Annotated in this window: 18 protein-coding genes and 3 tRNA genes; 4 read left to right on the top strand and 17 right to left on the bottom strand. The window is 55.7% G+C overall.

Annotated features, from left to right (window positions below; genetic code table 11):
* Positions 1–41 precede the first annotated feature (41 nt).
* The 13 genes from rnr to nnr all read right to left on the bottom strand — a co-directional run bounded on the left by rnr (position 42) and on the right by nnr (position 15018).
* Entirely contained in the window at positions 42–2483 is a 2442-nt protein-coding gene (gene rnr, locus ACQG1K_RS02095) for a ribonuclease R (RefSeq protein WP_023299135.1), read from the bottom strand.
* 38 nt (positions 2484–2521) lie between these two features.
* On the bottom strand, positions 2522–2947 hold the full coding sequence (nsrR, locus tag ACQG1K_RS02090; RefSeq protein WP_003855998.1) for a nitric oxide-sensing transcriptional repressor NsrR: 426 nt from the start codon (positions 2945–2947) through the stop codon (positions 2522–2524).
* 192 nt (positions 2948–3139) lie between these two features.
* On the bottom strand, positions 3140–4438 hold the full coding sequence (locus tag ACQG1K_RS02085) for an adenylosuccinate synthase (RefSeq protein WP_032621775.1): 1299 nt from the start codon (positions 4436–4438) through the stop codon (positions 3140–3142).
* Positions 4439–4542: 104 nt separating this feature from the next.
* Positions 4543–4740: a DUF2065 domain-containing protein gene (locus tag ACQG1K_RS02080; RefSeq protein WP_003855996.1), complete on the bottom strand. Its 198-nt coding sequence runs from the start codon at positions 4738–4740 to the stop codon at positions 4543–4545.
* A gap of 71 nt (positions 4741–4811) precedes the next feature.
* Positions 4812–5816, bottom strand: a complete 1005-nt coding sequence (gene hflC, locus ACQG1K_RS02075; protein WP_022646821.1) for a protease modulator HflC — start codon at positions 5814–5816, stop codon at positions 4812–4814.
* A gap of 2 nt (positions 5817–5818) precedes the next feature.
* Entirely contained in the window at positions 5819–7078 is a 1260-nt protein-coding gene (gene hflK / locus ACQG1K_RS02070) for an FtsH protease activity modulator HflK (RefSeq protein ID WP_022646820.1), read from the bottom strand.
* Positions 7079–7134: 56 nt separating this feature from the next.
* The gene (gene hflX / locus ACQG1K_RS02065; protein WP_003855991.1) at positions 7135–8415 is read right to left on the bottom strand and encodes a ribosome rescue GTPase HflX; all 1281 of its coding nucleotides are present in this window, start codon (positions 8413–8415) and stop codon (positions 7135–7137) included.
* Positions 8416–8489: 74 nt separating this feature from the next.
* On the bottom strand, positions 8490–8801 hold the full coding sequence (gene hfq, locus ACQG1K_RS02060; protein WP_006810391.1) for an RNA chaperone Hfq: 312 nt from the start codon (positions 8799–8801) through the stop codon (positions 8490–8492).
* An 85-nt stretch (positions 8802–8886) separates the two neighbouring features.
* Positions 8887–9837, bottom strand: a complete 951-nt coding sequence (gene miaA, locus ACQG1K_RS02055) for a tRNA (adenosine(37)-N6)-dimethylallyltransferase MiaA (RefSeq protein ID WP_023299133.1) — start codon at positions 9835–9837, stop codon at positions 8887–8889.
* Positions 9830–11674, bottom strand: a complete 1845-nt coding sequence (gene mutL / locus ACQG1K_RS02050; protein WP_367075403.1) for a DNA mismatch repair endonuclease MutL — start codon at positions 11672–11674, stop codon at positions 9830–9832. Before mutL ends, miaA begins: the two co-directional genes overlap by 8 nt.
* Before the next feature lie 9 nt (positions 11675–11683).
* On the bottom strand, positions 11684–13024 hold the full coding sequence (gene amiB / locus ACQG1K_RS02045; protein ID WP_367075401.1) for an N-acetylmuramoyl-L-alanine amidase AmiB: 1341 nt from the start codon (positions 13022–13024) through the stop codon (positions 11684–11686).
* A 16-nt stretch (positions 13025–13040) separates the two neighbouring features.
* Complete coding sequence (gene tsaE, locus ACQG1K_RS02040; RefSeq protein WP_003855970.1) at positions 13041–13502, bottom strand: tRNA (adenosine(37)-N6)-threonylcarbamoyltransferase complex ATPase subunit type 1 TsaE; 462 nt, start codon at positions 13500–13502, stop codon at positions 13041–13043.
* A complete protein-coding gene (gene nnr / locus ACQG1K_RS02035; protein ID WP_367075399.1) occupies positions 13495–15018 on the bottom strand; it encodes a bifunctional ADP-dependent NAD(P)H-hydrate dehydratase/NAD(P)H-hydrate epimerase in 1524 nt (507 codons plus the stop codon). Before nnr ends, tsaE begins: the two co-directional genes overlap by 8 nt.
* Here nnr and queG point away from each other — a divergent pair.
* Positions 15017–16156 (top strand): tRNA epoxyqueuosine(34) reductase QueG, encoded by a 1140-nt coding sequence (gene queG / locus ACQG1K_RS02030; RefSeq protein ID WP_015572463.1) that lies wholly within the window; start codon positions 15017–15019, stop codon positions 16154–16156. The genes nnr and queG overlap by 2 nt on opposite strands.
* 270 nt (positions 16157–16426) lie before the next feature.
* Here queG and ACQG1K_RS02025 read toward each other — a convergent pair.
* The 4 genes from ACQG1K_RS02025 to orn form a co-directional block, all read right to left on the bottom strand.
* A tRNA-Gly gene (locus ACQG1K_RS02025) sits at positions 16427–16502 on the bottom strand.
* Positions 16503–16547: 45 nt separating this feature from the next.
* Positions 16548–16623 (bottom strand) — tRNA-Gly (locus ACQG1K_RS02020).
* 45 nt (positions 16624–16668) lie between these two features.
* A tRNA-Gly gene (locus ACQG1K_RS02015) sits at positions 16669–16744 on the bottom strand.
* A 196-nt stretch (positions 16745–16940) separates the two neighbouring features.
* A complete protein-coding gene (gene orn / locus ACQG1K_RS02010) occupies positions 16941–17486 on the bottom strand; it encodes an oligoribonuclease (RefSeq protein WP_038415130.1) in 546 nt (181 codons plus the stop codon).
* Positions 17487–17593: 107 nt separating this feature from the next.
* On the opposite strand from orn, the gene rsgA reads away from it, so the two are divergent.
* From rsgA to mscM, 3 genes are all read left to right on the top strand, one after another.
* Positions 17594–18646 carry a small ribosomal subunit biogenesis GTPase RsgA gene (gene rsgA, locus ACQG1K_RS02005; RefSeq protein ID WP_072202591.1) on the top strand — a complete coding sequence of 351 codons (1053 nt, stop codon included), beginning with the start codon at positions 17594–17596 and terminating at the stop codon, positions 18644–18646.
* Between the two features lie 97 nt (positions 18647–18743).
* The gene (asd, locus tag ACQG1K_RS02000; RefSeq protein ID WP_367075396.1) at positions 18744–19712 is read left to right on the top strand and encodes an archaetidylserine decarboxylase; all 969 of its coding nucleotides are present in this window, start codon (positions 18744–18746) and stop codon (positions 19710–19712) included.
* 19 nt (positions 19713–19731) lie between these two features.
* Positions 19732–23055, top strand: coding sequence for a miniconductance mechanosensitive channel MscM (gene mscM, locus ACQG1K_RS01995; protein WP_022646812.1), 3324 nt, complete (start codon positions 19732–19734; stop codon positions 23053–23055).
* Positions 23056–23094 lie beyond the last annotated feature (39 nt).

The raw sequence follows: 23094 nt of genomic DNA, 5'->3' as shown, positions 1-23094 counted from the left end.
TTCCCTCTCCCCGTTGGGGAGAGGGTCAGGGTGAGGGGAAATTACTCCGCCTGCTGTTTCTTCGCCGCGCGCTTCGCTTTGGTTGCGGCCGCTATTTTTTGGGTCTTGGTCGACGGTTTTTTCGCTTTACGAGCGTCTTTTTTCGCCGCCTTGGGCTTCTGCTGCTTCTCGCCACGGAAGGCGCTGTCTGGCTCAAAGTTTACTCTTTTACCTGCCTGACGTCGCTTGCCGCCCGCTTTACCGTTGCCGCCTTTTTTCGCTTTCTCACGCTCGGTTTTCCCGACGTTACGCGGAGCACGTTCGCTGGAGATGAGGCTGAAGTCGATTTTACGGTCGTCCATATTCACGGCTTCAACCTTCACTTCCACCCGATCGCCCAGACGGTAGGTCTGACCGCCGGATTCACCGATCAGACGTTGTCCGACCTGGTCGAAGCGGTAGTAATCGTTATCAAGGCTGGAAACGTGCACCAGACCGTCGATAAACAGCTCATCCAGACGTACGAAGAAGCCAAAGCCGGTGACGCTGGCAATCACACCTTTAAAGACGTTACCCACCTGATCCAGCATAAAGTCACACTTCAGCCAGTCCGCCACGTCGCGCGTTGCTTCATCCGCACGACGCTCGGTCATGGAACAGTGCTGGCCCAGTTGCAGCATCTCTTCCATGGAGTAGTGATACCCACCGGTTTCGGTCGTATTGCCTTTGTGACCTTGCTCGTGCGCCAGCAGATACTTGATCGCACGGTGCAGGGACAGATCCGGATAACGGCGAATCGGCGAGGTAAAGTGCGCATACGACTGTAACGCCAGACCAAAGTGGCCCCGGTTTTCCGGATCGTAAATCGCCTGCTTCATGGAACGCAGCAGCATGGTTTGCAGCATTTCCGCGTCAGGACGATCGCTGATGGATTCCAGCAGCTCGGCATAATCGCGTGGCTCAGGCTTATTGCCGCCAGGCAGTTCCAGGCCGAGTTCGGCCAGCACGGAACGGAACGAGGTTACGGCTTCCGTGGTTGGCTTATCGTGAATACGGAACAGAGCAGGCTCTTTGGCTTTCTCAACGAAACGTGCCGCCGAGATGTTCGCCAGGATCATACACTCTTCAATCAGCTTGTGCGCATCGTTACGCTGAGTCTGCTCGATTCGCTCGATACGACGCTCAGCGTTAAAGATGAATTTCGCCTCTTCACTCTCAAACGAGATCCCACCGCGCTCTTCGCGCGCCTGATCCAGCGTTTTGTAGAGGTTGTGCAGCTCTTCGATGTGTTTGACCAGCGGCGCGTACTGTTCGCGAAGATCCTGATCGCCCTGCAACATATGCCAGACCTTGGTATAGGTCAGGCGCGCATGAGAACTCATCACCGCTTCGTAGAACTTATAGCCCGTCAGACGTCCCTTGCTGGAGATGGTCATTTCGCAGACCATACACAGGCGGTCCACCTGCGGGTTGAGGGAACACAGGCCGTTCGAGAGCACTTCTGGCAGCATCGGTACAACCTGCGACGGGAAGTAGACCGACGTACCGCGGCTGCGCGCTTCGTTATCCAGCGGCGTGTGTGGACGTACGTAATAACTCACATCCGCGATAGCCACCCACAGACGCCAGCCACCACCGCGTTTTTTCTCACAGTACACGGCATCATCGAAGTCACGGGCGTCTTCACCATCAATGGTGACCAGCGGCAGATCGCGCAGATCCACGCGGCCTGCTTTGGACTCTTCCGGCACTTCTTCACGCAGGTTTTCGATCTGGTCTTCAACCGCTTTCGGCCAGACGTAAGGAATTTCATGGGTGCGCAGCGCCATATCAACGGCCATGCCGGTGCCCATGTTATCGCCCAGCACTTCGACGATTTTACCTACCGCTTTGGTACGGCGGGTCGGGCGCTGGGTAAGTTCAACCACTACCACAAAGCCCATGCGTGCGCCCATCACCTCTTCAGGCGGGATGAGAATGTCGAAGCTCAGACGGCTATCGTCCGGCACCACAAAGCCTACGCCCGCATCGGTAAAGTAACGGCCTACAATCTGGCTGGTTTTCGGCACCAGCACGCGGACCACGCGCGCTTCGCGGCGGCCTTTACGATCTGCACCCAGCGGCTGCGCCAGGATCTGGTCGCCGTGAATACACATCTTCATCTGTTCGGATGAGAGGTACAGGTCGTCTTTACGGCCTTCCACGCGCAGGAAGCCGAAGCCATCGCGATGACCAATAACGGTGCCTTTCAGCAGATCGAGGCGTTCTGGCAGCGCGTAGCACTGGCGACGAGTAAAGACCAGCTGGCCGTCGCGCTCCATGGCGCGCAGGCGGCGGCGAAGGGCTTCAATTTGCTCTTCACCCTCAATGTTTAATTCAACGGCAAGTTCTTCACGATTGGCGGGTTTTTCGCGTTTTGTTAAGTGTTCAATGATGAACTCGCGGCTGGGGATAGGATTCGCGTATTTTTCGGCTTCGCGTTCCTGGAAAGGATCTTGTGACATGTCGGTTCCTCCGTTGTCAGCTCCGGTGGAAATTTTCTTCATTCCACCAGCAATAATTTATAAAGCGGTTGATTCTCTTCAACCAAATCGGCCAGCGTGTAGTTATCCAGTTCCTTGAGAAAACTTTGCACGGCCTTTGAAAGCGCCTGTTTCAGGCGGCAAGCGGGCGTAATGTGGCAAAACGCACTGCTACAGTTCACCAGAGATAGCGGCTCCAGTTCACGTACCACATCGCCAATACGGATACTCTGTGCCGGTTTACCGAGACGGATCCCTCCATTCTTCCCGCGGACGGCAGCAACGTATCCGGCACGACTAAGTTGATTGATTATTTTGACCATATGATTACGGGACACACCGTACACCTCTGTGACTTCAGAGATGCTGGTCATCTTCCCATCGGGTAACGACGCCATGTAAATCAGCGCGCGTAAGCCGTAATCGGTGAAACTTGTTAACTGCACATCAACCTCAGGAAAAAGGGAAAACGCGGTCAAACCGCAGAGATATTCATTAATGATGATAAACCAGCCAGATAGTTAGCGGCTAATTTATTTGACAGACGGGGCGAAAAAGCGGAGATCCAGGAGCGGTCGCCGGATGGCGCTGCGCTTATCCGGCCTACGGGTTTCCCCGCAGGCCAGCAGTCACGAAGATTATGCGTCGAACGGGTCGCGCAGGATCATCGTTTCAGTACGATCCGGGCCGGTAGAAATAATATCGATCGGCACTTCGGTCAGTTCTTCAATACGCTTAATGTAGTCCAGCGCAGCTTTTGGCAGGCCACTACGTTCTTTCACACCGAAGGTGGTCTCAGACCAGCCCGGCATGGTTTCGTAGATTGGCTCAATGCCTTCCCAGTCGTCAGCGGCCAGCGGAGTGGTAGTCACTTCGCGACCATCTGGCAGACGGTAGCCCACGCAGATTTTCACTTCTTTCAGGCCGTCCAGTACGTCCAGCTTGGTCAGGCAGAAGCCAGACAGGGAGTTGATCTGCACAGCACGACGCACGGCAACGGCGTCCAGCCAGCCGGTACGACGACGACGACCGGTGGTTGCGCCAAACTCGTTACCCTGCTTGCAGAGGAACTCGCCGGTTTCATCAAACAGCTCGGTCGGGAATGGACCTGCACCCACGCGAGTGGAGTACGCTTTGATGATGCCCAGAACGTAATCCACATAACGTGGGCCCAGGCCGGAGCCGGTTGCCACGCCACCCGCGGTGGTGTTAGAGGACGTTACATACGGATAGGTACCGTGGTCGATGTCCAGCAGGGTACCCTGCGCACCTTCAAACATGACGAAATCGCCACGCTTGCGCGCCTGGTCCAGCAGATCGGACACATCAACAACCATGCCGGTCAGAATGTCAGCAATCGCCATGACGTCATCCAGCACTTTCTGGTAGTCAACGGCTTCGGCTTTATAGAAATTCACCAGCTGGAAGTTGTGATATTCCATCACTTCTTTCAGTTTTTCAGCGAAGGTCGCTTTGTCGAAGAGGTCGCCCACGCGCAGACCGCGACGAGCCACTTTATCTTCGTATGCCGGGCCGATGCCACGACCGGTAGTGCCGATCGCTTTCGCGCCACGCGCTTTTTCACGCGCCACGTCCAGCGCCACATGATAGTCCAGGATCAGCGGGCAGGCTTCGGAGAGCAGCAGACGCTCACGAACAGGGATACCACGGTCTTCCAGACCTTTCATCTCTTTCATCAGCGCAGCTGGAGACAGCACAACGCCGTTACCGATGATGCTGGTGACGTTTTCGCGAAGAATGCCTGATGGAATAAGATGGAGGACGGTTTTTTCACCGTTGATTACGAGAGTATGGCCTGCGTTGTGACCGCCCTGGTAGCGTACAACATATTTAGCCCGTTCAGTCAGAAGATCGACAATCTTCCCTTTACCTTCGTCACCCCATTGGGTGCCCAGTACGACGACGTTGTTACCCATTTTTTTCAAAATCACCGTTTGCTTAAAAATGGATTCTACCATCGCTTTTTCAGATATACAGCACTTTTTGACCCTAAAATATGCCGATTGCGGTTAGTTTTTGATCAGCCAATCGTTTTCCTCAACATGTAGTAGATAACGATACCGGCAACCACAAGTCCACCACCAAAACGACGCAAAATATTGTCCGGAAGTTGGCTCATGGTCGCGATCATCCGTCGCCATGCGCGTGGATAGAGCATCGGGCCGAGGCCTTCCAGCACCAAAACTAAAGCCAGTGCGAGCCAGATCGTTGAATTCATTTTTCATCCTTATAAAAGAAAACCACCGCTCCGTGAAGAGCGGTGGTTTGAATACTCAAACGAGCCTGAGTTTATCGCGTTGCGTTAGTCGGCGTCTTCATATAACGGAAGAAATCGCTGTCCGGGCTGAGTACCATCACATCCTGGTTGCTCTGGAAGCTATTCTCGTAAGCACGCAGGCTACGGATAAAGGCGTAGAAGTCGGGATCCTGGCTGAAGGCATCGGCAAACAGCTTCGCGGCTTCGGCATCGCCTTCACCACGCAGGATACGGCCCTGACGCTCAGATTCCGCCAGCGTCTTGGTCACTTCGTAGTCCGCTGCGGCACGCAGTTTCTCGGCCTCTTCCTGACCCTGTGAACGGTGACGACGGGCTACCGCTTCACGCTCGGCGCGCATACGGTTGTAGATCGCCTCGGACACCTCCGCTGGCAGGTTGATCTGCTTGATACGCACGTCAACCACTTCGATACCCAGTGCAGCCATACTGTTCGGGTTGATCACCGGTACTTTACCGTTGGTTTCAGCCTGAACGCGTTCAGCCGCTTTGGCAATCGCGTCATCCGCTGCCGGTGTTTCCACTTCGTCTTCGGTACCCGCTGTACCTGAGTTCAACGCATCACGCACTTCCAGGGTCAGACGACCACGGGAGTCGGTCACGATGTCTTTTACATCCAGACGACCAATTTCAGAACGCAGACGGTCAGAGAACTTACGTTTCAGCAGCACTTCTGCCTGAGAAACGTCACCACCGCCGGTTGCCAGGAAGTAGCGGCTGAAGTCGCTGATACGCCATTTGATGTAGGAATCAACGATCAGGTCTTTCTTCTCTTTAGTCACGAAACGGTCGGCCTGGTTATCCATGGTCTGGATACGTGCGTCGAGCGTTTTGACTGACTGAATGAAAGGCACCTTGAAGTGCAGACCCGGCTCGTAGATCACCGGACGCTTGTCGCCGTCACGCACGACGCTGCTAAACTGGAACTTGATCCCACGTTCGCCCTCTTTCACCACAAAGATGGAGGTGTAGAGCACGACCAGTGCGATGATGATGATCGCAATAACTGACTTACGCATCCTTATTCCCCCTGACGCTGGTAGTCGTTACGCTGCGCGTTAGCACGGCGTTGGTCCATAATGTCACCATCGTTCGAAGAAGGCGTTGTGTTCGCGCTGGAGCTACCAGACGAGGCTGGCGGCAGACGCAGCAGGTTGTTGGCTCCGCTGTTGTCTTTTGCTGCCGGTGCAGAACCGCCTTTAAGCATCTGATCCAGCGGCAGGACCATCAGGTTTCCGCCTTTGTTGTCGTTAACCAGCACTTTACGCGTATGGCTCAGCACTTTTTCCATGGTCTCGATATAGAGACGCTCACGGGTAATTTCCGGCGCGGCTTTATATTCCGGCAGGATCTTCGCGAAGCGAGCCACTTCACCCTGTGCTTCCAGGATGGTCTGGGTCTTATACGCGCGCGCTTCTTCCAGAATACGCTGCGCCTGACCGTTTGCACGCGGCTGAACTTCGTTGGTATACGCTTCCGCTTCACGGATGTACTGCTGTTCGTTTTCACGCGCGGCAATCGCATCGTCAAACGCCGCTTTCACCTCTTCCGGCGGACGTGCAGCCTGGAAGTTGACGTCCAGCAGGGTGATACCCATGTTGTACGGACGGATGGTCTCTTCCAGCTCGCGCTGGGTATCGCTACGAATAACGGTACGACCTTCGGTCAGGATACGGTCCATGGTGTATTTACCGATCACGCCACGCAGGGCGCTGTCGGTCGCCTGACGCAGGCTGTCATCCGCGCTGGTCACGCTAAACAGATAACGCTCAGGATCGGTCACGCGGTACTGGACGTTCATCTCAACGCGCACCACGTTTTCGTCAGAGGTCAACATCACGCCAGACGCCGCCAGTTCACGGACGGACTCCACGTTCACTGCGGTCACGTTATCAATGAAGGTCGGTTTCCAGTTCAGGCCCGGCTCAACCAGATGGCTGAACTTACCGAAACGGGTTACCACGCCGCGCTCTGCTTCTTTAATGGTGTAGAACCCGCTGGCTGCCCAGATGATGACTACCGCCGCGGCCACAATGCTTACTACGCGGCCACCCATAGGCGGGCGCGGACTCTGAGTGGAGTTGCCACCCGAGCCAGAACCTTTTCCTCCGCCAAGGCCACCAAGCTTTTTGCTCAGTTTGCGGAAGATATCATCCAGATCCGGCGGCCCCTGCTCGCGACCACCTTTGTTGCCATTTCCCCCAGAGTTGCCGCCTTGATTATTGCTGCTTCCCCACGGGTCGCGGTCTTGTCCGTTATTACCGGGCTGATTCCACGCCATGTATATGCTCCATATTTGTTATGCAAGGGCGAATTTTTCAGGCTTCCCCTTTCTGATCAGACGATATAGTCCGCCAGCGCAGGTTCTTGTTTACAGAGGCGACGCCAGTCAACGATCGGCATACGCACCTGCATCCCCACGCTGCCGTCATCCTCCATCCACTCTTTTTCTATCGCCTGAAGCTGATAAAACCGGCTACGCAGCCTGCCTTCCTGTGGCGGCAGTCGCAGCGTGTGCTGAGCTACCTCACCGGAAAGACGTTCTGTCAAAGCCTGGAAAAGCAGTGGCACACCAATCCCGGCCTGAGCAGATAGCCAGACCCGAATTGGTTTGTTCTCTTCATCTCGGTCGATACGCGGTTCGAAATCGTCCAGCATATCGATCTTGTTCATCACCAACAGGGTGGGAATTTCGTGGGCGTCAATCTCTTCGAGCACCACATTCACCGCGTCGATGTTCTCCTGCACGCGTACGTCAGCCGCATCAATCACGTGCAGCAGCAGGGTCGCCTGACGCGTCTCCTGCAACGTCGCTTTAAACGCCGCCACCAGATCGTGCGGCAGATGGCGGATAAACCCTACGGTATCCGCCAGTACCGTTTCACCGACGTCTGCGACGTCAATACGGCGCAGCGTAGGGTCCAGGGTCGCAAACAGCTGGTCTGCGGCATACACCTGGGCCTCGGTTATCTGGTTAAACAGGGTGGATTTACCGGCGTTGGTATAGCCCACCAGCGACACCGTTGGGATGTCGGCTTTGGTTCGCGCCCGACGCCCCTGTTCGCGCTGTTTCTCGACACGCTCCAGACGAGAAAGGATCTGGGTTATACGGCCACGCAGCAAACGACGGTCGGTTTCGAGCTGGGTTTCACCCGGGCCACGTAAACCAATCCCGCCTTTTTGTCTTTCAAGGTGTGTCCAGCCACGCACCAGACGCGTCGCCAGATGGCGCAACTGCGCCAGCTCAACCTGCAACTTACCCTCGTGGGTACGCGCACGCTGAGCAAAAATATCTAAGATCAACCCCGTGCGATCGATAACACGACATTCGCAGAGAGCTTCCAGGTTACGTTCCTGAGCCGGAGACAGCGCATGATCAAACAGCACGACTGATGCGCCGGTTGCTTTTACGGCATCCGCAATTTCAACTGCTTTACCTTCACCAACAAAGTACTTCGGGTGCGGCGCTTTACGGCTACCGGTAATCACCTGCATTGCTTCGACACCGGCGGAAGAGACCAGAGATTCAAACTCCTGGAGGTCTTCCATATCTTTGTCTTGCGAAAAATAGATGTGTACCAGCACCGCCTGCTCACCGGCGTCATAACGGTCAAACAAGCGTAAACCTCTCAAAAAAGATCAGCGGGGAACGCAGGATCCCTGGCTCCCCGTGTGGAAAACAGCCCAAAACCTTATTCGGTTTCTTCGCTGTCCTGCGCAGGAGCAGATGAACCCTGCGCGTTGCTGCCATGATGGTAGTTACTGCCAGTGCCGCCGCCAGCGTTATTGCTGTGATGAGATACCGGACGGGACGGAACAACAGTAGAAATCGCGTGCTTATAGACCATCTGGCTGACCGTGTTTTTCAACAGGATCACGAACTGATCGAAAGACTCAATCTGACCTTGCAGCTTAATACCATTCACCAAATAAATAGAAACTGGAACACGCTCCCGACGCAATGCGTTCAGGAACGGATCTTGTAAAGATTGCCCCTTAGCCATTCTATCTTTTCCTTATATGCTTGTTTTGTACTTAGAACCTTGCGATTCTGAAAAATTGCGCACGATACGGCTTAATTGTACACATTCAGTCAGCGATATCACCAATAACCTCAATCACTTCGTTTAACGCCTGTTGTGGTTTTTCACTGTCTAACCAGTGAACACCCTCCCAACCACGCAACCAGGTGATCTGGCGCTTCGCTAACTGTCTCGTGGCGCAAACACCTCGATAAACCATTTCATCGTATGAAATCTCGCCTTCAAGATACGACCACATCTGGCGGTATCCCACACAACGAATGGAAGGCATGTCCGTATGCAAATCTCCACGGGCAAAAAGCGCCCGCACTTCTGCTTCAAAATCTGAAGCCAACATCTGATGAAAACGCTGCTCAATTCGTTGATGGAGCAGTTCACGGCTCGCCGGGGCGATGGCGAACTGATGCACCTGATACGGCAGAGCGTCTCCTGACGTTTGCGTCAGTTCCGTTAAAGTTTTACCCGAAATGAAAAAAACTTCCAGTGCCCGGGAAAGCCTTTGCGGATCGTTTGGGTGGATCCGCGCTGCGGCAACCGGGTCAATCTCTTCCAGTTGCCTGTGCAAAACGTCCCACCCCTGCTCTGCCGCCTGCCGCTCAATCTTCGCTCTCACTTCCGGATCGGCCGATGGCAGAGGCGATAACCCCTCCAGCAGCGCCTTAAAGTAGAGCATCGTGCCGCCAACTAACAGCGGTATGCGTCCCGCGGCGGTAATCTCGGCCATCTCGGCTAAGGCGTCGCGGCGAAAATCTGCTGCGGAGTAAGCCTGTGCCGGGTCGAGAATATCCAGTAAACGGTGCGGTGCCGCACGCAGTTCGTCTGCGTTGGGCTTCGCCGTGCCGATGTCCATTCCTCGGTAAATGAGGGCTGAATCAACGCTAATCAACTCTACTGGCAAAACTTTACGTAACTCAATGGCTAACGCCGTTTTACCGGAGGCCGTTGGCCCCATTAAAAAAATCGCCTTTGGCAGGCTCGCCTTACTTACATCAGTCATGTTTCAGGGCGGTCATCGCCGTTTTTAAATCAACAGGTTGTAACAAACCACCTGGCGGCGCTTTCACCAGCTGTGGACAGAGGCGTTCCACCTCTGCCAGAACGGAAATCGCCTGTGCCATACTCCACGGCGAATGTTCGCTGGCCAGATGGCGGGCGATCCACTGCGCGGTATCGGCGGCATCAAACGTCGTTTGTTGCGCCAGGTAGCCTATCAGTTCAGGAATCAAGTTTTGTAAATTTTGTTGGCGTAAGGGTAAAGGCACTGCGCGAATTGTCACATGCTGCGCGTCCAGTACGATTTCAATCCCCATTTCGGCAAGAAGCGCCTGGGCACGCTGCAAAACCCCTGTTTCCTCATGGTTTATTTTCAACCGAACCGGGATCAGTAACGGCTGAGCGCAGGCGGCGTTTTCCCCTGGCGTCAGTTGCGCCTGTTTAAGCCAGCGTTCCGCTACCGGCAACGCCAGCAGCATCAATTTCCCCTCGCGTTCAAGCAGTGCCATGTCCGGGGCGACAATCGTCAATACCCGGCCAAAACTCTGGCTATGTCCGTCAAGGGAAGACGGCGATACCTCAATATGTTCTTTCCGTTCCACGGCTGGGGTGTCCAGCAATTTACGGTATAACGCACCTTGCTGCTTTTGATACCCCGGCTGGGCATTCGGGTAGTTGGCGCCCGTCGGGCGCGGTGCGCTTCCCGCTGACGAAAAACGCGGAGCCACTGGTTCGCGCGCGGCTGCGGGTTCAGCGAAATGGTTACGTCCGGCCGCCACGCGATTTTCTGGCAGCGATCGCGGTGCAGGAACGTCGTTTTCCAGCGGCAGCGTTGGCTCAGCCTGCTTCTGCAAAACGCTAACGACGCCCTGATAGATAAAATCATGCACCAGACGCGACTGGTGGAAACGCACCTCGTGCTTGGCGGGGTGCACGTTGACGTCAACCTGATGCGGGTCGATCTCCAGATAAAGCACAAAGGCGGGCTGTTGATCGGCGCCGAGCTTATCTTCACAGGCCTGGCGAATGGCGTGGTTAATCAGACGGTCGCGCATCATGCGACCGTTGACGTAGCAGTACTGAATCTCAGCAAACGCGGCGCTACTGGCGTTCGGATCGGCAACCCAGCCGCGCAGGGCCAAATCGCCATGCTGCCACTCAATGGCCAGCGCTTTTTCCAGGAACGGCGTGCCGCAGATGGCGCCCAGCCGACGCTCCTTTTGCCCGCCTTCCGCCACTGCCCGGTACTGACGCATCACCTTACCGTTATGACTGAGGTTAAGAGTGACATCAAAGCGTGCCAGCGCGATGCGGCGGATGATCTCGTCGATATGTCCGAATTCGGTCTTCTCGGTTCGCATAAACTTGCGCCGGGCGGGCGTGTTATAGAAAAGATCCAGCACTTCAAGCGTGGTGCCTACCGGGTGCGCCGCTGGTTTAACCGTGACGTCCATATCGCGCCCTTCGGCGTAGGCCTGCCAGGCTTCCTGCTGGTCGACCGTGCGGGAAGTCAACGTTAAGCGGGAAACGGAGCTGATACTGGCCAGCGCTTCGCCGCGAAAACCCAGGCTGATAATCGCTTCCAGATCGTCAAGTGACGCAATTTTACTGGTGGCATGACGCGCCAGCGCCAGCGCCAACTCGTCCTTTTTGATGCCACTGCCGTTATCACGAATGCGGATAAGCTTTGCGCCCCCGCGTTCAATATCGATATCAATGCGGGTCGCCCCTGCATCGAGGCTGTTTTCCACCAGCTCTTTCACCACCGATGCAGGGCGTTCCACCACCTCACCGGCGGCGATTTGGTTCGCGAGCTGCGGCGGTAGAACCTGAATCGGCATGAACTCTCCTTAATTAGTCGCGGTCATCTCACCCGGCAGCGCGGCGCTTGCCGTCTGGGCTGCCCCGCCCTGCGGCGCAGACTGAAGCGGATGCGCGTCAAAGTATTTACGCAGACCGTTATAAATCGCTTCAGCAATTTGCTGCTGATAGCTGTCGCTTCCCAGTAAACGCTCTTCACCGTGATTACTGATAAAACCCGTCTCTACCAGAATCGACGGAATATCCGGCGAACGCAGGACACCGAGGCTCGCATGTTCCGGACGACGCTTATGCAGCGATCCGACGCTTTGCAGCTGGTTGAGTACGTTAGTGGCGACATCATACCCGACGCGCTGAGAATGACCGAACTGTAAATCCAGTACCGCCTGGCTGAGATACGGATCGGCCTGGCTGTTTGCCAGCACATCGCCTGCCCCGCCTAACAGTTCAGACTGCTTCTCGTGCTCTTCAAGCCAGTTCGCCATTTCACTGTTGGCACGACGGTTCGACAGCACCCATACCGACGCGCCGGTGGCGTTACGGTTCGGCGCAGCATCCGCGTGAATCGACACCAGGAAGTTGGCGTTTTGCTTACGCGCCACATCCGAGCGTCCCATCACTGAAATAAAGTAATCTCCGTCGCGGGTCATGACCCCTTTGAACATCGGATCGTCATTCAGAAGCGCACGCAGCTTACGGGCAATGGCGATAGTGACGTTTTTCTCCCGCGTGCCGCCCGGGCCAATCGCGCCAGGATCTTGCCCGCCGTGTCCGGCGTCGATGGCGATAATCACTTTGTCGCCACTGACCGGCGTTCGCCGCGCGCTGACCGCCGGACGCGTCACCGTGTTGCTGCTGGTCACGGCGGTAAGTCGGTCATTTTGTGATTTAAACGGATTACGGGCTGGCTCAGACGGCCTTGGGGTATAAACCGGCGCTTCTACGCGTTTTGCTACCACAGGTGCAGGCGGTGGCGGCGGCGGAACATCAGCATTAATGGTAAAAACCACCGTATAACTGGCGCCGTTTTGCTGCTTAACCGCCTTCGTTTTGCCCTTTTCGGTGAGATCGACCACCAGACGCAGAGACTGCGCATCCTTCGGCGTCCCCGAACGGATGCTTTTCACCAGATTGTTGCCGCTGAACTGGAGCGGCAGCCCCTGGATCACCCCGGTCTGTTTAATATCGAGCGCCACGCTGCGGCTGTCGATTTGTGAGAAAGCATATTCAGGATCGCCCATAAAGCTGAAGGTAATGCGGGCCTGGCTATCGCCATTCGACACCTGAATATCCGAGAGGCTGGCCGCACCGGCCTGCGCGCTCAGCAGAACCGTGGCTGCCAAAATCCAACCTTTAACGCGATTAATCATCCCGTTATCCCTACGCTCAACCGGCTAAACGCGCCAGTAAGGAACAGCCTGATGAGGAAACCGCACTGATGCGCGCCTCACGCCCTTGTGCCTGATAATCCAAGTGAATTTCGACATCCGGGTCAGGCAGCACACCCGCACCTTGTTGCGGCCACTCCACCAGGCAAATGGCGTCGTTGGCAAAGTAATCGCGGATCCCCATAAATTCCAGCTCCTCAGGATCCGCAAGACGATATAAATCAAAGTGGTACACCATGATATTTTCAAGCGTGTACGGTTCTACTAGCGTATAAGTCGGGCTTTTTACGTTCCCGTTATGGCCTAACGCCTGCAAAAAACCACGGCTGAAGGTTGTTTTACCCGCGCCTAAATCACCATACAGATAAATGACGGTCGCCCCCTGACAGGCCTGCGCCACGCGCTTGCCGAGATCTAAAGTGGCTTGTTCATCAGGTAAAGGAATCGCTCGATTAGTCATTTTCTACGTCAATCACATCCGGGTTAACAACACGCCGCAGCGTGCAAAAAAGATCGGTGGCCAGCATACCGCGCGTTCCGTAACGAGCAGCCAGCCTGTCAGCCGCCGCACCGTGGGCCACGCAGCCAGCACAGGCTGCATCATAAAGGGGAAGTTTCTGTCCGAGCAATGCGCCAATGATGCCAGAGAGCACATCACCCATGCCGCCGCTCGCCATGCCTGCATTACCGGCATCAACGATGCCCATCGCATCATCGCTGGCAATAACGGTCCCCGCCCCTTTCAAAACGACAACACCTCCGTAACGTTTTACCAGACGTTGGGCTGAAAGTAAGCGATCGCATTCAATTTCTGCCACGCTACAGTTAAGCAGCCGTGCGGCTTCGCCGGGGTGTGGCGTCAGAATGCGATTGTGACGCGTATCCGGGTTTATTGCCAGAAGGTTAAGCGCGTCGGCATCCCAGAGCATCGGCTTACGAAAATTCTCGGCCTTTTGCAGGGCCTGTTTACCCCACTCCTGCTGACCCAGGCCCGGACCAATGACTACCACGTCCGCCCACTCAAGACCCTCTTCAATCGCCTGTGGGGCAAGCTCGTGGACCATCAGCTCCGGCCGCGCGGTAATAATCGGCGGAATGTTTTCGCTGCGGGTCAGCACGCGTACTAATCCGGCACCGCTGCGTAACGCGGCCTCTCCTGTCATGCGAATCGCACCTGCCGTGCCATGATCGCCACCGATAATCAGCAGCCGGCCATGATCACCCTTATGGGATGTGGGGCGGCGTGGAGGCAGCCACTGAGCAAGCAGGGAGGCATCAAAGCGGGTGATGTGGGTATCCTGTCCAGCCAGCCAGTTTTCCAGCCCCAGTGCGTTGTGATGTAACGTCCCCACGACATCCCGCGCTTTACCGGTAAGCAAACCCGGCTTCAGGGCGATAAAGGTCACGGTGTGCGCAGCCTCAATCGACACGCCCGGCGTCGCGCCGGTTTGCGCCATCAGGCCGGAGGGAATATCCAGCGCCACCACCGGGGCGGGGTGCGCATTAGCGTGGGTAATCAGCGCGGCGACGTCATCGCGAGGCGCGCGCATCAGCCCCGTCCCCAGCAGACCATCAACAATCACGTCGACATCCTCGGGCCAGATAATATCAGGCGCATGAATAATGCCCCCCGCATTCAGCCAGGCCTCTCTCGCCATGCCAGCCTCTTCCGGTAGCGGCTTGTCGCTCTCCAGCGCCAGTAGGGTAACGCGCAGCCCCGCCGCCACCGCAAGACGAGCCACCACATAGCCATCGCCACCGTTATTGCCGTGCCCGCACAGAATCAGGTAGTGCGAGGCATCCGGATAAGCCGTGCGCGCTATGTTAAACGCCGCCTCGCCCGCGCGCTGCATCAGTTCATAAAGGGTAACGCCCAGGCTATCTGCGGCCTCTTTTTCGGCCCGACGGAGGTCATCCGCATGCCAGATGGAATGTGGTATACTTGCGGGGTTTTTCTTCACAGTATGGTCCGTCATGTCACAGCCCCTCGATCTCAATGAATTAGCGCAAAAAATAAAACAGTGGGGTGCTGAACTGGGCTTCCAGAAGGTCGGTATTACCGATACCGACCTCTCTGCCAGCGAGCCTAAGCTACAGGCATGGCTGGATAAACAATACCACGGCGAGATGGAGTGGATGGCGCGCCACGGTATGATGCGTGCCCGCCCCCACGAGCTGTTGCCGGGTACGCTGCGCGTCATTAGCGTACGCATGAACTATCTGCCCGCTAACGCGGCCTTTGCGCGCACGCTAAAAAATCCTTCGCTGGGTTACGTCAGCCGATACGCTCTGGGACGTGATTACCATAAACTTCTGCGCAACCGTCTAAAAAAGCTCGGGGAAACCATTCAGCAGCACTGTGTTTCGCTGAATTTTAGACCCTTTGTCGATTCTGCGCCTATTCTTGAGCGCCCGATCGCCGAAAAAGCCGGGCTTGGCTGGACAGGTAAGCACTCACTTATCTTAAGCCGCGACGCGGGCTCATTCTTTTTCCTGGGTGAACTGTTGATTGATTTACCCCTGCCGGTAGACGGTCCGGTGGAAGAAGGGTGTGGCCGCTGCGTGGCCTGTATGACCATCTGCCCAACGGGCGCTATCGTTGAACCCTATACCGTTGATGCGCGCCGCTGTATCTCTTATCTCACCATCGAGCTGGAAGGTGCTATTCCAGAGGAATTTCGTCCGCTTATTGGCAACCGCATCTACGGCTGTGATGACTGCCAGCTGATTTGTCCGTGGAACCGTTATTCACAGTTGACGGACGAAGAAGACTTCAGTCCCCGCAAGGCGTTACATGCCCCGCAGCTGATCGAACTTTTCGCCTGGAGCGAAGCCTGGTTCCTGAAGGTGACGGAAGGTTCCGCCATACGTCGTATCGGCCACCTGCGCTGGCTGCGTAATGTGGCCGTTGCGCTGGGTAATGCCCCATGGGATGAAGCCAATCTTCAGGCGCTCGAAAGCCGCAGAGGTGAGCACCCACTTCTTGATGAGCACATAGAATGGGCGATTGCGCAGCAAATTGAGAAGCGAAATGCCGGCGTGGTTGAAGTGCAGTTACCGAAGAAACAGCGCCTGGTCAGGGTGATTGAAAAAGGGCTGCCACGGGATGTGTGATATATTCACAGGCTGTGAATAAAAATAAGAATTCAGGCGCAATAAGGTTTAGCAAACAGGTCAAGTGATCTCAATAACATTTTGAAATCAAATTTTCTTCATAGATTACAGTTAATTACGAAGATATTATTCACCCTGCTAACATTTTGCACAACTGGGATTTATCACAGTTTCTGTGGATAACTCTGTTTACAAGAGTGTTTCAGATACAATAGAAAACGTCCCCAACGAAGCATTTCGCTGTGGATAATTTAGGAAAGAAGAAGAATTTGGAGCGGGAAACGAGACTCGAACTCGCGACCCCGACCTTGGCAAGGTCGTGCTCTACCAACTGAGCTATTCCCGCTTGGGTATTCTGGTGCTGTGCGTATCTTGCGATACTTTCAAATTTTGGAGCGGGAAACGAGACTCGAACTCGCGACCCCGACCTTGGCAAGGTCGTGCTCTACCAACTGAGCTATTCCCGCTTGGGTGTTCTGGTGCTGGCGTATCTTGCGATACTTTTCAAATTTTGGAGCGGGAAACGAGACTCGAACTCGCGACCCCGACCTTGGCAAGGTCGTGCTCTACCAACTGAGCTATTCCCGCAAATCTGTACTGCTTTTGTTGCTGTCGTAACGTGTAATTCTCTGTCGTTACGGGAGGCGCATTATACGAGAAATCCGTTTAGCTGCAACCCCCCTCAAAGCGATTTTTTTGAAATTCAGTTCAAGTGCTTATTTAATCGGCAAGCTGAACAATTTAGCGACAAAAACCCGGCCACGCAAGGCGCCGGATCGCAAAATTAAAGCTTAATAAAGTTTTCGCGATAGTACGCCAGCTCCGCAACAGACTCACGGATGTCGTCCATTGCCTGGTGCGTCCCCTGCTTTGTGAAGCCGTCGAGAATTTCCGGTTTCCAGCGGCGGGCCAGCTCTTTTAAGGTGCTCACATCCAGATAGCGGTAGTGGAAGTAGGACTCCAGCTCCGGCATGTACTTAAACAGGAAACGACGATCCTGACCAATGCTGTTGCCACAGATAGGCGATTTTCCTGCCGGCACCCACTGCTTCAGAAACTCAATCGTCGCCAGCTCCGCTTCGCGGTCGCCCAGAGTGCTGGCCTTCACGCGTTCCACCAGCCCGCTGCCAGTATGGGTACGCACGTTCCACTCATCCATCAGCGCAAGCTGGTCATCGGACTGGTGCACGGCAATCGTTGGGCCTTCCGCCAGAATATTGAGGTTGGCATCGGTGACCAGTGTGGCGATCTCAATAATGCGATCGCGCTCGGGATCCAGGCCGGTCATCTCCAGATCGATCCAAATCAGGTTGTTTTCGTCCGCGCTCATGTTATTTTCCACCCTTCTCGCTTAACCGGCAGTAGCAGGTTAACTAGTATTAATTAGAGTGTATCATAGAGGTTTTGCCCGCTATGGGCGACCAGGAGCCAGCGCGATTGAGTAAAAATAAACTCTCCAAAGGGCAGCAGCGCCGCGTGAATGCAAATCACCAGCGCCGTCTTAAAACCACTACGGAGAAGCCCGATTACGACGACAACCTGTTTGGCGAAGCGACGGAAGGCGTGGTGATTAGCCGCTTCGGTATGCATGCCGATGTCGAGTCTGCCGACGGGGACATCCACCGTTGCAATATCCGTCGCACCATCCGTTCCCTGGTGACCGGTGACCGCGTGGTCTGGCGTCCAGGCAAAGCGGCTGCGGAAGGGGTAACGGTTAAAGGTATCGTTGAAGCCGTGCATGAACGCACGTCGGTTCTGACCCGTCCTGATTTCTACGACGGCGTAAAGCCCATTGCCGCCAATATCAACCAGATCGTGATCGTTTCAGCGATTTTACCCGAACTTTCGCTCAACATTATTGACCGTTACCTGGTGGCCTGCGAAACGCTACAGGTTGAGCCGCTCATCGTGCTGAATAAAATCGATCTGCTGGATGACGAGGCCATGGCCTTTGTGAATGAGCAGATGGATATCTATCGCAATATTGGTTATCGCGTTTTGATGGTTTCCAGCCGCACCAAAGATGGCCTGAAGCCGTTAGAAGATGCGCTGACCGACCGCATCAGTATCTTTGCAGGGCAGTCTGGCGTGGGTAAATCGAGCCTGCTTAACAACCTGCTCGGCCTTCAGCAAGAAATCCTGACCAACGATGTGTCGGACGTCTCCGGGCTGGGCCAGCACACCACCACCGCCTCACGTCTCTATCACTTCCCGCACGGCGGCGATGTGATTGACTCCCCGGGTGTGCGTGAATTTGGTCTCTGGCATCTTGAGCCGGAACAAATCTTTAACGGATTTGTCGAATTCCATGACTATATAGGCGCTTGCAAATACCGCGACTGTAAACATGACAACGATCCGGGCTGCGCCATCCGCGAAGCGGTGGAGAACGGTGAAATAGCGGAAACCCGTTTCGAAAATTACCATCGTATTCTCGAAAGCATGGACCAGGTAAAAACGCGTAAAAACTTTTCTGATTCTGATAACTGACAACTAAGCTAAGCGTCGCTAAAATCGTCCCCTTTTTTCAGGTTCCGGCAGCGTACTGCCGGATCAGGAACGACAAAACAATGGCCTGGAGGCTACCTTGTTAAACTCATTTAAACTTTCGCTTCAATACATTCTGCCTAAACTGTGGCTCACTCGCCTGGCGGGCTGGGGCGCGAGCAAACGAGCGGGCTGGCTGACCAAACTGGTCATCGATCTGTTCGTGAAATACTACAAGGTCGACATGAAAGAAGCGCAGAAGCCGGATACGGCAAGCTACCGCACCTTCAACGAATTTTTTGTGCGTCCGCTGCGCGACGAAGTGCGCCCGCTGAATACCGACCCGAACGTGCTGGTGATGCCTGCTGACGGCGTGATCAGCCAGCTGGGTAAAATTGAAGACGACAAAATTTTGCAGGCGAAAGGCCATAACTACAGCCTGGAAGCGCTGCTGGCCGGTAACTACATAATGGCGGATCTGTTCCGCAACGGGACTTTCGCGACCACCTATCTCTCCCCACGCGACTACCACCGCGTTCATATGCCGTGTAACGGCATCCTGCGCGAGATGATCTACGTGCCGGGGGATCTGTTCTCTGTAAACCACCTGACGGCGCAAAACGTCCCTAACCTGTTTGCCCGTAACGAGCGCGTCATCTGCCTGTTTGATACTGAATTTGGCCCAATGGCGCAGATTCTGGTAGGTGCTACCATTGTGGGCAGCATCGAAACCGTCTGGGCGGGCACCATTACGCCGCCACGCGAAGGCGTGATCAAGCGCTGGACCTGGCCTGCCGGGGAAGAAGAAGGTTCTGTGGCCCTGCTGAAAGGTCAGGAGATGGGCCGCTTCAAGCTGGGCTCAACGGTAATCAACCTGTTCGCACCGGGCAAAGTTAACCTTGTCGACGAGCTGGAAAGCCTGTCCGTGACCAAACTCGGCCAGCCTCTGGCAGTATCGACGGAGGTCTTTGCAACGCCAGACGTTGCGCCAGCCCCGTTGCAGGAAGAAGAGATCAAAGCCGAGCACGATGCCAGCCCGCTGGTTAACGACAAAAAAGACGAAGGTTAACAACAGAAGGATCGCTGACGTGCGCCCGATTATCGTATTACTGATGGCCTGGTGCCTCAGCATGGGGGCGTACGCAGCGACGGCCCCCGACGCCAAACAGATAACCCAGGAGCTGGAGCAGGCAAAAGCGGCGAAACCCGCTCAGCCGGAGGCCGTTGAGTCGCTCCAGTCTGCACTGAACGCACTTGAGGAACGAAAGGGTTCTCTTGAGCGCGCCCAGCAATATCAGCAGGTTATCGACAACTTCCCCAAACTCTCTCAGACCCTGCGCTCGCAGTTAAACAGCCTGCGTGATGAACCACGCCAGGTACCCGCAGGGATGACGTCCGAGGCGCTGAATCAGGAGATCCTGCAAGTCAGCAGCCAGCTGCTGGAAAAAAGCCGTCTGGCACAGCAGGAGCAGGAACGGGCGCGTGAAATTGCCGACTCTCTCAGTCAGCTTCCACAGCAGCAAACCGATGCCCGCCGTCAGTTAAATGAGGTGGAACGCCGCATTGGGACGCAGACCGGCAACACCCCGCAGAATCAGGCCCAAAATCTTGGGCTACAGGCGGAATCCGCCAGACTTAAAGCACTGGTTGATGAACTGGAGCTGGCACAGCTTTCTGCTAACAACCGCCAGGAGCTGTCGCGGATGCGTTCGGAACTGGCGCAGAAGCAGAGCGAACAGCTGGATGCGTATCTCCAGGCGCTGAGAAATCAACTCAACAGCCAGCGTCAGCGTGAAGCTGAACGTGCGCTGGAAAGCACCGAGTTGTTGGCCGAAAACAGCGCTAACCTGCCCGACAGCATCGTCGCCCAGTTTAAGGTTAACCGCGAGCTTTCTGCCGCGCTGAATCAGCAGGCGCAGCGCATGGATTTGGTGGCCTCGCAGCAGCGTCAGGCCACTAATCAAACCCTCCAGGTTCGTCAGGCTCTCAACACGCTGCGTGAACAGTCCCAGTGGCTTGGCTCGTCTAACCTGTTGGGCGAAGCGTTACGCGCACAGGTGGCTCGTCTGCCAGAGATGCCAAAACCGCAGCAGCTTGATACGGAGATGGCGCAGCTGCGCGTTCAGCGTCTTCATTATGAAGACCTTCTTAATAAGCAGCCACAAATCCGCCAGATCCGTCAGGCTGACGGACAGCCGCTCACCGGCGAGCAAAGCCGTATTCTGGAAGCGCAGCTGCGCACCCAACGCGAACTGCTCAATTCCCTGTTGCAGGGGGGCGATACGCTGATCCTCGAACTCACCAAGCTGAAAGTCTCAAACAGCCAGCTGGAGGACGCGCTGAAAGAGGTCAACGAAGCCACGCACCGTTACCTGTTCTGGACCTCCGACGTGCGGCCGATGACCTTCGCCTGGCCGATCGAGATCGTGCAGGATCTGCGCCGCCTCATTTCGCTGGACACCTTCAGCCAGCTGGGTCTCGCCAGCGTGATGATGCTCACCAGTAAGGAGACCATCTTCCCGCTGCTGGGGGCACTGATTCTGGTGGGTTTCAGTATTTATTCCCGTCGCCACTTCACCCGTTTCCTTGAGCGCTCCAGCGCCCGGGTGGGGAAAGTGACACAGGATCACTTCTGGCTGACGCTGCGTACAGTGTTCTGGTCAATTCTGGTCGCGTCCCCGCTGCCGGTGCTGTGGATGACGCTCGGATACGGCCTGCGTGAAGCCTGGCCCTATCCGCTTGCCGTCGCAATTGGCGATGGCGTGACCGCCACCGTTCCGCTGCTGTGGGTGGTGATGATTTGCGCCACGTTTGCGCGGCCAAATGGTCTGTTCATCGCTCACTTTGGCTGGCCGCGTAATCGCGTGGCGCGGGCGATGCGCTATTACCTGATGAGCATCGGGCTGATTGTGCCGCTAATTATGGCGCTGATCATGTTCGATAATCTCAATGACCGGGAGTTCTCCGGCTCGCTGGGACGGCTGTGCTTTATGCTGATCTGCGGGGCATTAGCGGTAGTGACGCTCAGCCTGAAGCGCGCCGGGATCCCGCTCTATCTCGACAAGTCCGGCAGTGGCGATAACATGTTTAACCGTCTGCTGTGGAACCTGCTGCTTAGCGCGCCGCTGGCGGCGATGCTGGCGGCGGCTGTCGGTTATCTCGCCACATCGCAAGCGCTGCTCGCACGACTGGAAACGTCAGTAGCTATCTGGTTCCTGCTGCTGGTGGTCTACCATGTTATTCGCCGCGGCATGCTGATCCAGCGTCGTCGTCTGGCGTTTGACCGTGCCAAACATCGTCGCGCAGAAATACTGGCCCAGCGCGCGCGGGGTGAGGAAGAGCCGAACCACGTCAACAGCACCGAAGGGACTTCAGACGCCGATGACGTCGAACTGGATCTCGATGCGATCAGTACCCAGTCCCTGCGGCTGGTACGCTCAATTCTGATGCTGGTTGCCCTGCTGTCGGTGATCTTCCTGTGGTCGGAAATCCACTCCGCGTTTGGCTTCCTGGAGAACATCTCTTTGTGGGATGTGACGTCGACGGTGCAGGGGGTCGAAAGCCTGGAGCCCATCACCTTAGGGGCCGTGCTGATTGCGATTCTGGTACTCATTATCACCACGCAGCTGATCCGTAACTTCCCTGCCCTGCTGGAGCTGGCGCTGTTGCAGCATCTGGATTTAACCCCCGGCACAGGCTATGCGATCACCACCATTACCAAGTATTTAATCATGCTGTTTGGTGGGCTGGTTGGCTTCTCGATGATTGGTATCGAATGGTCAAAACTGCAATGGCTGGTTGCCGCCCTGACCGTAGGCCTGGGCTTTGGTTTACAGGAGATCTTTGCCAACTTCGTCTCGGGTCTGATCATTCTGTTTGAAAAGCCGATTCGAATTGGCGATACGGTGACCATCCGCGATCTGACCGGCAGCGTCACCAGGATCAACACCCGCGCCACCACCATCAGCGACTGGGACCGTAAAGAGATCATCGTCCCGAACAAAGCGTTTATCACCGAGCAGTTTATCAACTGGTCGCTGTCTGACTCCGTCACGCGTGTGGTGCTGACCGTACCCGCTCCGTCGGATGCCAACAGCGAAGAGGTGACGCAGATCCTGTATACGGCTGCTGAACGCTGTTCGCTGGTAATCGACAACCCGCCGCCGGAAGTCTTCCTGGTTGATTTGCAGCAGGGGATCCAGATTTTCGAGCTGCGTATCTACGCCGCCGAGATGGGACACCGTATGCCGCTGCGCCATGAGATCCACCAGCTGATCCTGGCTGGCTTCCGCGAGCACGGAATTGATATGCCGTTCCCACCTTTCCAGATGCGTCTGGAAACGCTGGACGGACGTAAGACGGGAAGAACGTTGACGTCTGCGGCGCGTTCGCGCCCGGCGGGAAGTTTATAATCCATTTCCCCCTCCCTTCCGGGAGGGGTTTTTTCATCC

The sequence above is a fragment of the Enterobacter cloacae complex sp. 402C9 genome, assembly GCF_050030745.1.
Classification (GTDB): Bacteria; Pseudomonadota; Gammaproteobacteria; order Enterobacterales; family Enterobacteriaceae; genus Enterobacter; species Enterobacter intestinihominis.
This window is presented reverse-complemented; position numbering and strand designations above follow the sequence as displayed.

Excerpts from the sequence above, each read along its gene's own strand:
- rnr (WP_023299135.1), bottom strand. The coding sequence starts at position 2,483 with ATGTCACAAGATCCTTTCCAGGAACGCGAAGCCGAAAAATACGCGAAT.
- ACQG1K_RS02085 (WP_032621775.1), bottom strand. The coding sequence starts at position 4,438 with ATGGGTAACAACGTCGTCGTACTGGGCACCCAATGGGGTGACGAAGGT.
- ACQG1K_RS02080 (WP_003855996.1), bottom strand. The coding sequence starts at position 4,740 with ATGAATTCAACGATCTGGCTCGCACTGGCTTTAGTTTTGGTGCTGGAA.
- hflC (WP_022646821.1), bottom strand. The coding sequence starts at position 5,816 with ATGCGTAAGTCAGTTATTGCGATCATCATCATCGCACTGGTCGTGCTC.
- hflK (WP_022646820.1), bottom strand. The coding sequence starts at position 7,078 with ATGGCGTGGAATCAGCCCGGTAATAACGGACAAGACCGCGACCCGTGG.
- hfq (WP_006810391.1), bottom strand. The coding sequence starts at position 8,801 with ATGGCTAAGGGGCAATCTTTACAAGATCCGTTCCTGAACGCATTGCGT.
- miaA (WP_023299133.1), bottom strand. The coding sequence starts at position 9,837 with ATGACTGATGTAAGTAAGGCGAGCCTGCCAAAGGCGATTTTTTTAATG.
- mutL (WP_367075403.1), bottom strand. The coding sequence starts at position 11,674 with ATGCCGATTCAGGTTCTACCGCCGCAGCTCGCGAACCAAATCGCCGCC.
- amiB (WP_367075401.1), bottom strand. The coding sequence starts at position 13,024 with ATGATTAATCGCGTTAAAGGTTGGATTTTGGCAGCCACGGTTCTGCTG.
- tsaE (WP_003855970.1), bottom strand. The coding sequence starts at position 13,502 with ATGACTAATCGAGCGATTCCTTTACCTGATGAACAAGCCACTTTAGAT.
- queG (WP_015572463.1), top strand. The coding sequence starts at position 15,017 with ATGTCACAGCCCCTCGATCTCAATGAATTAGCGCAAAAAATAAAACAG.
- nnr (WP_367075399.1), bottom strand. The coding sequence starts at position 15,018 with ATGACGGACCATACTGTGAAGAAAAACCCCGCAAGTATACCACATTCC.
- orn (WP_038415130.1), bottom strand. The coding sequence starts at position 17,486 with ATGAGCGCGGACGAAAACAACCTGATTTGGATCGATCTGGAGATGACC.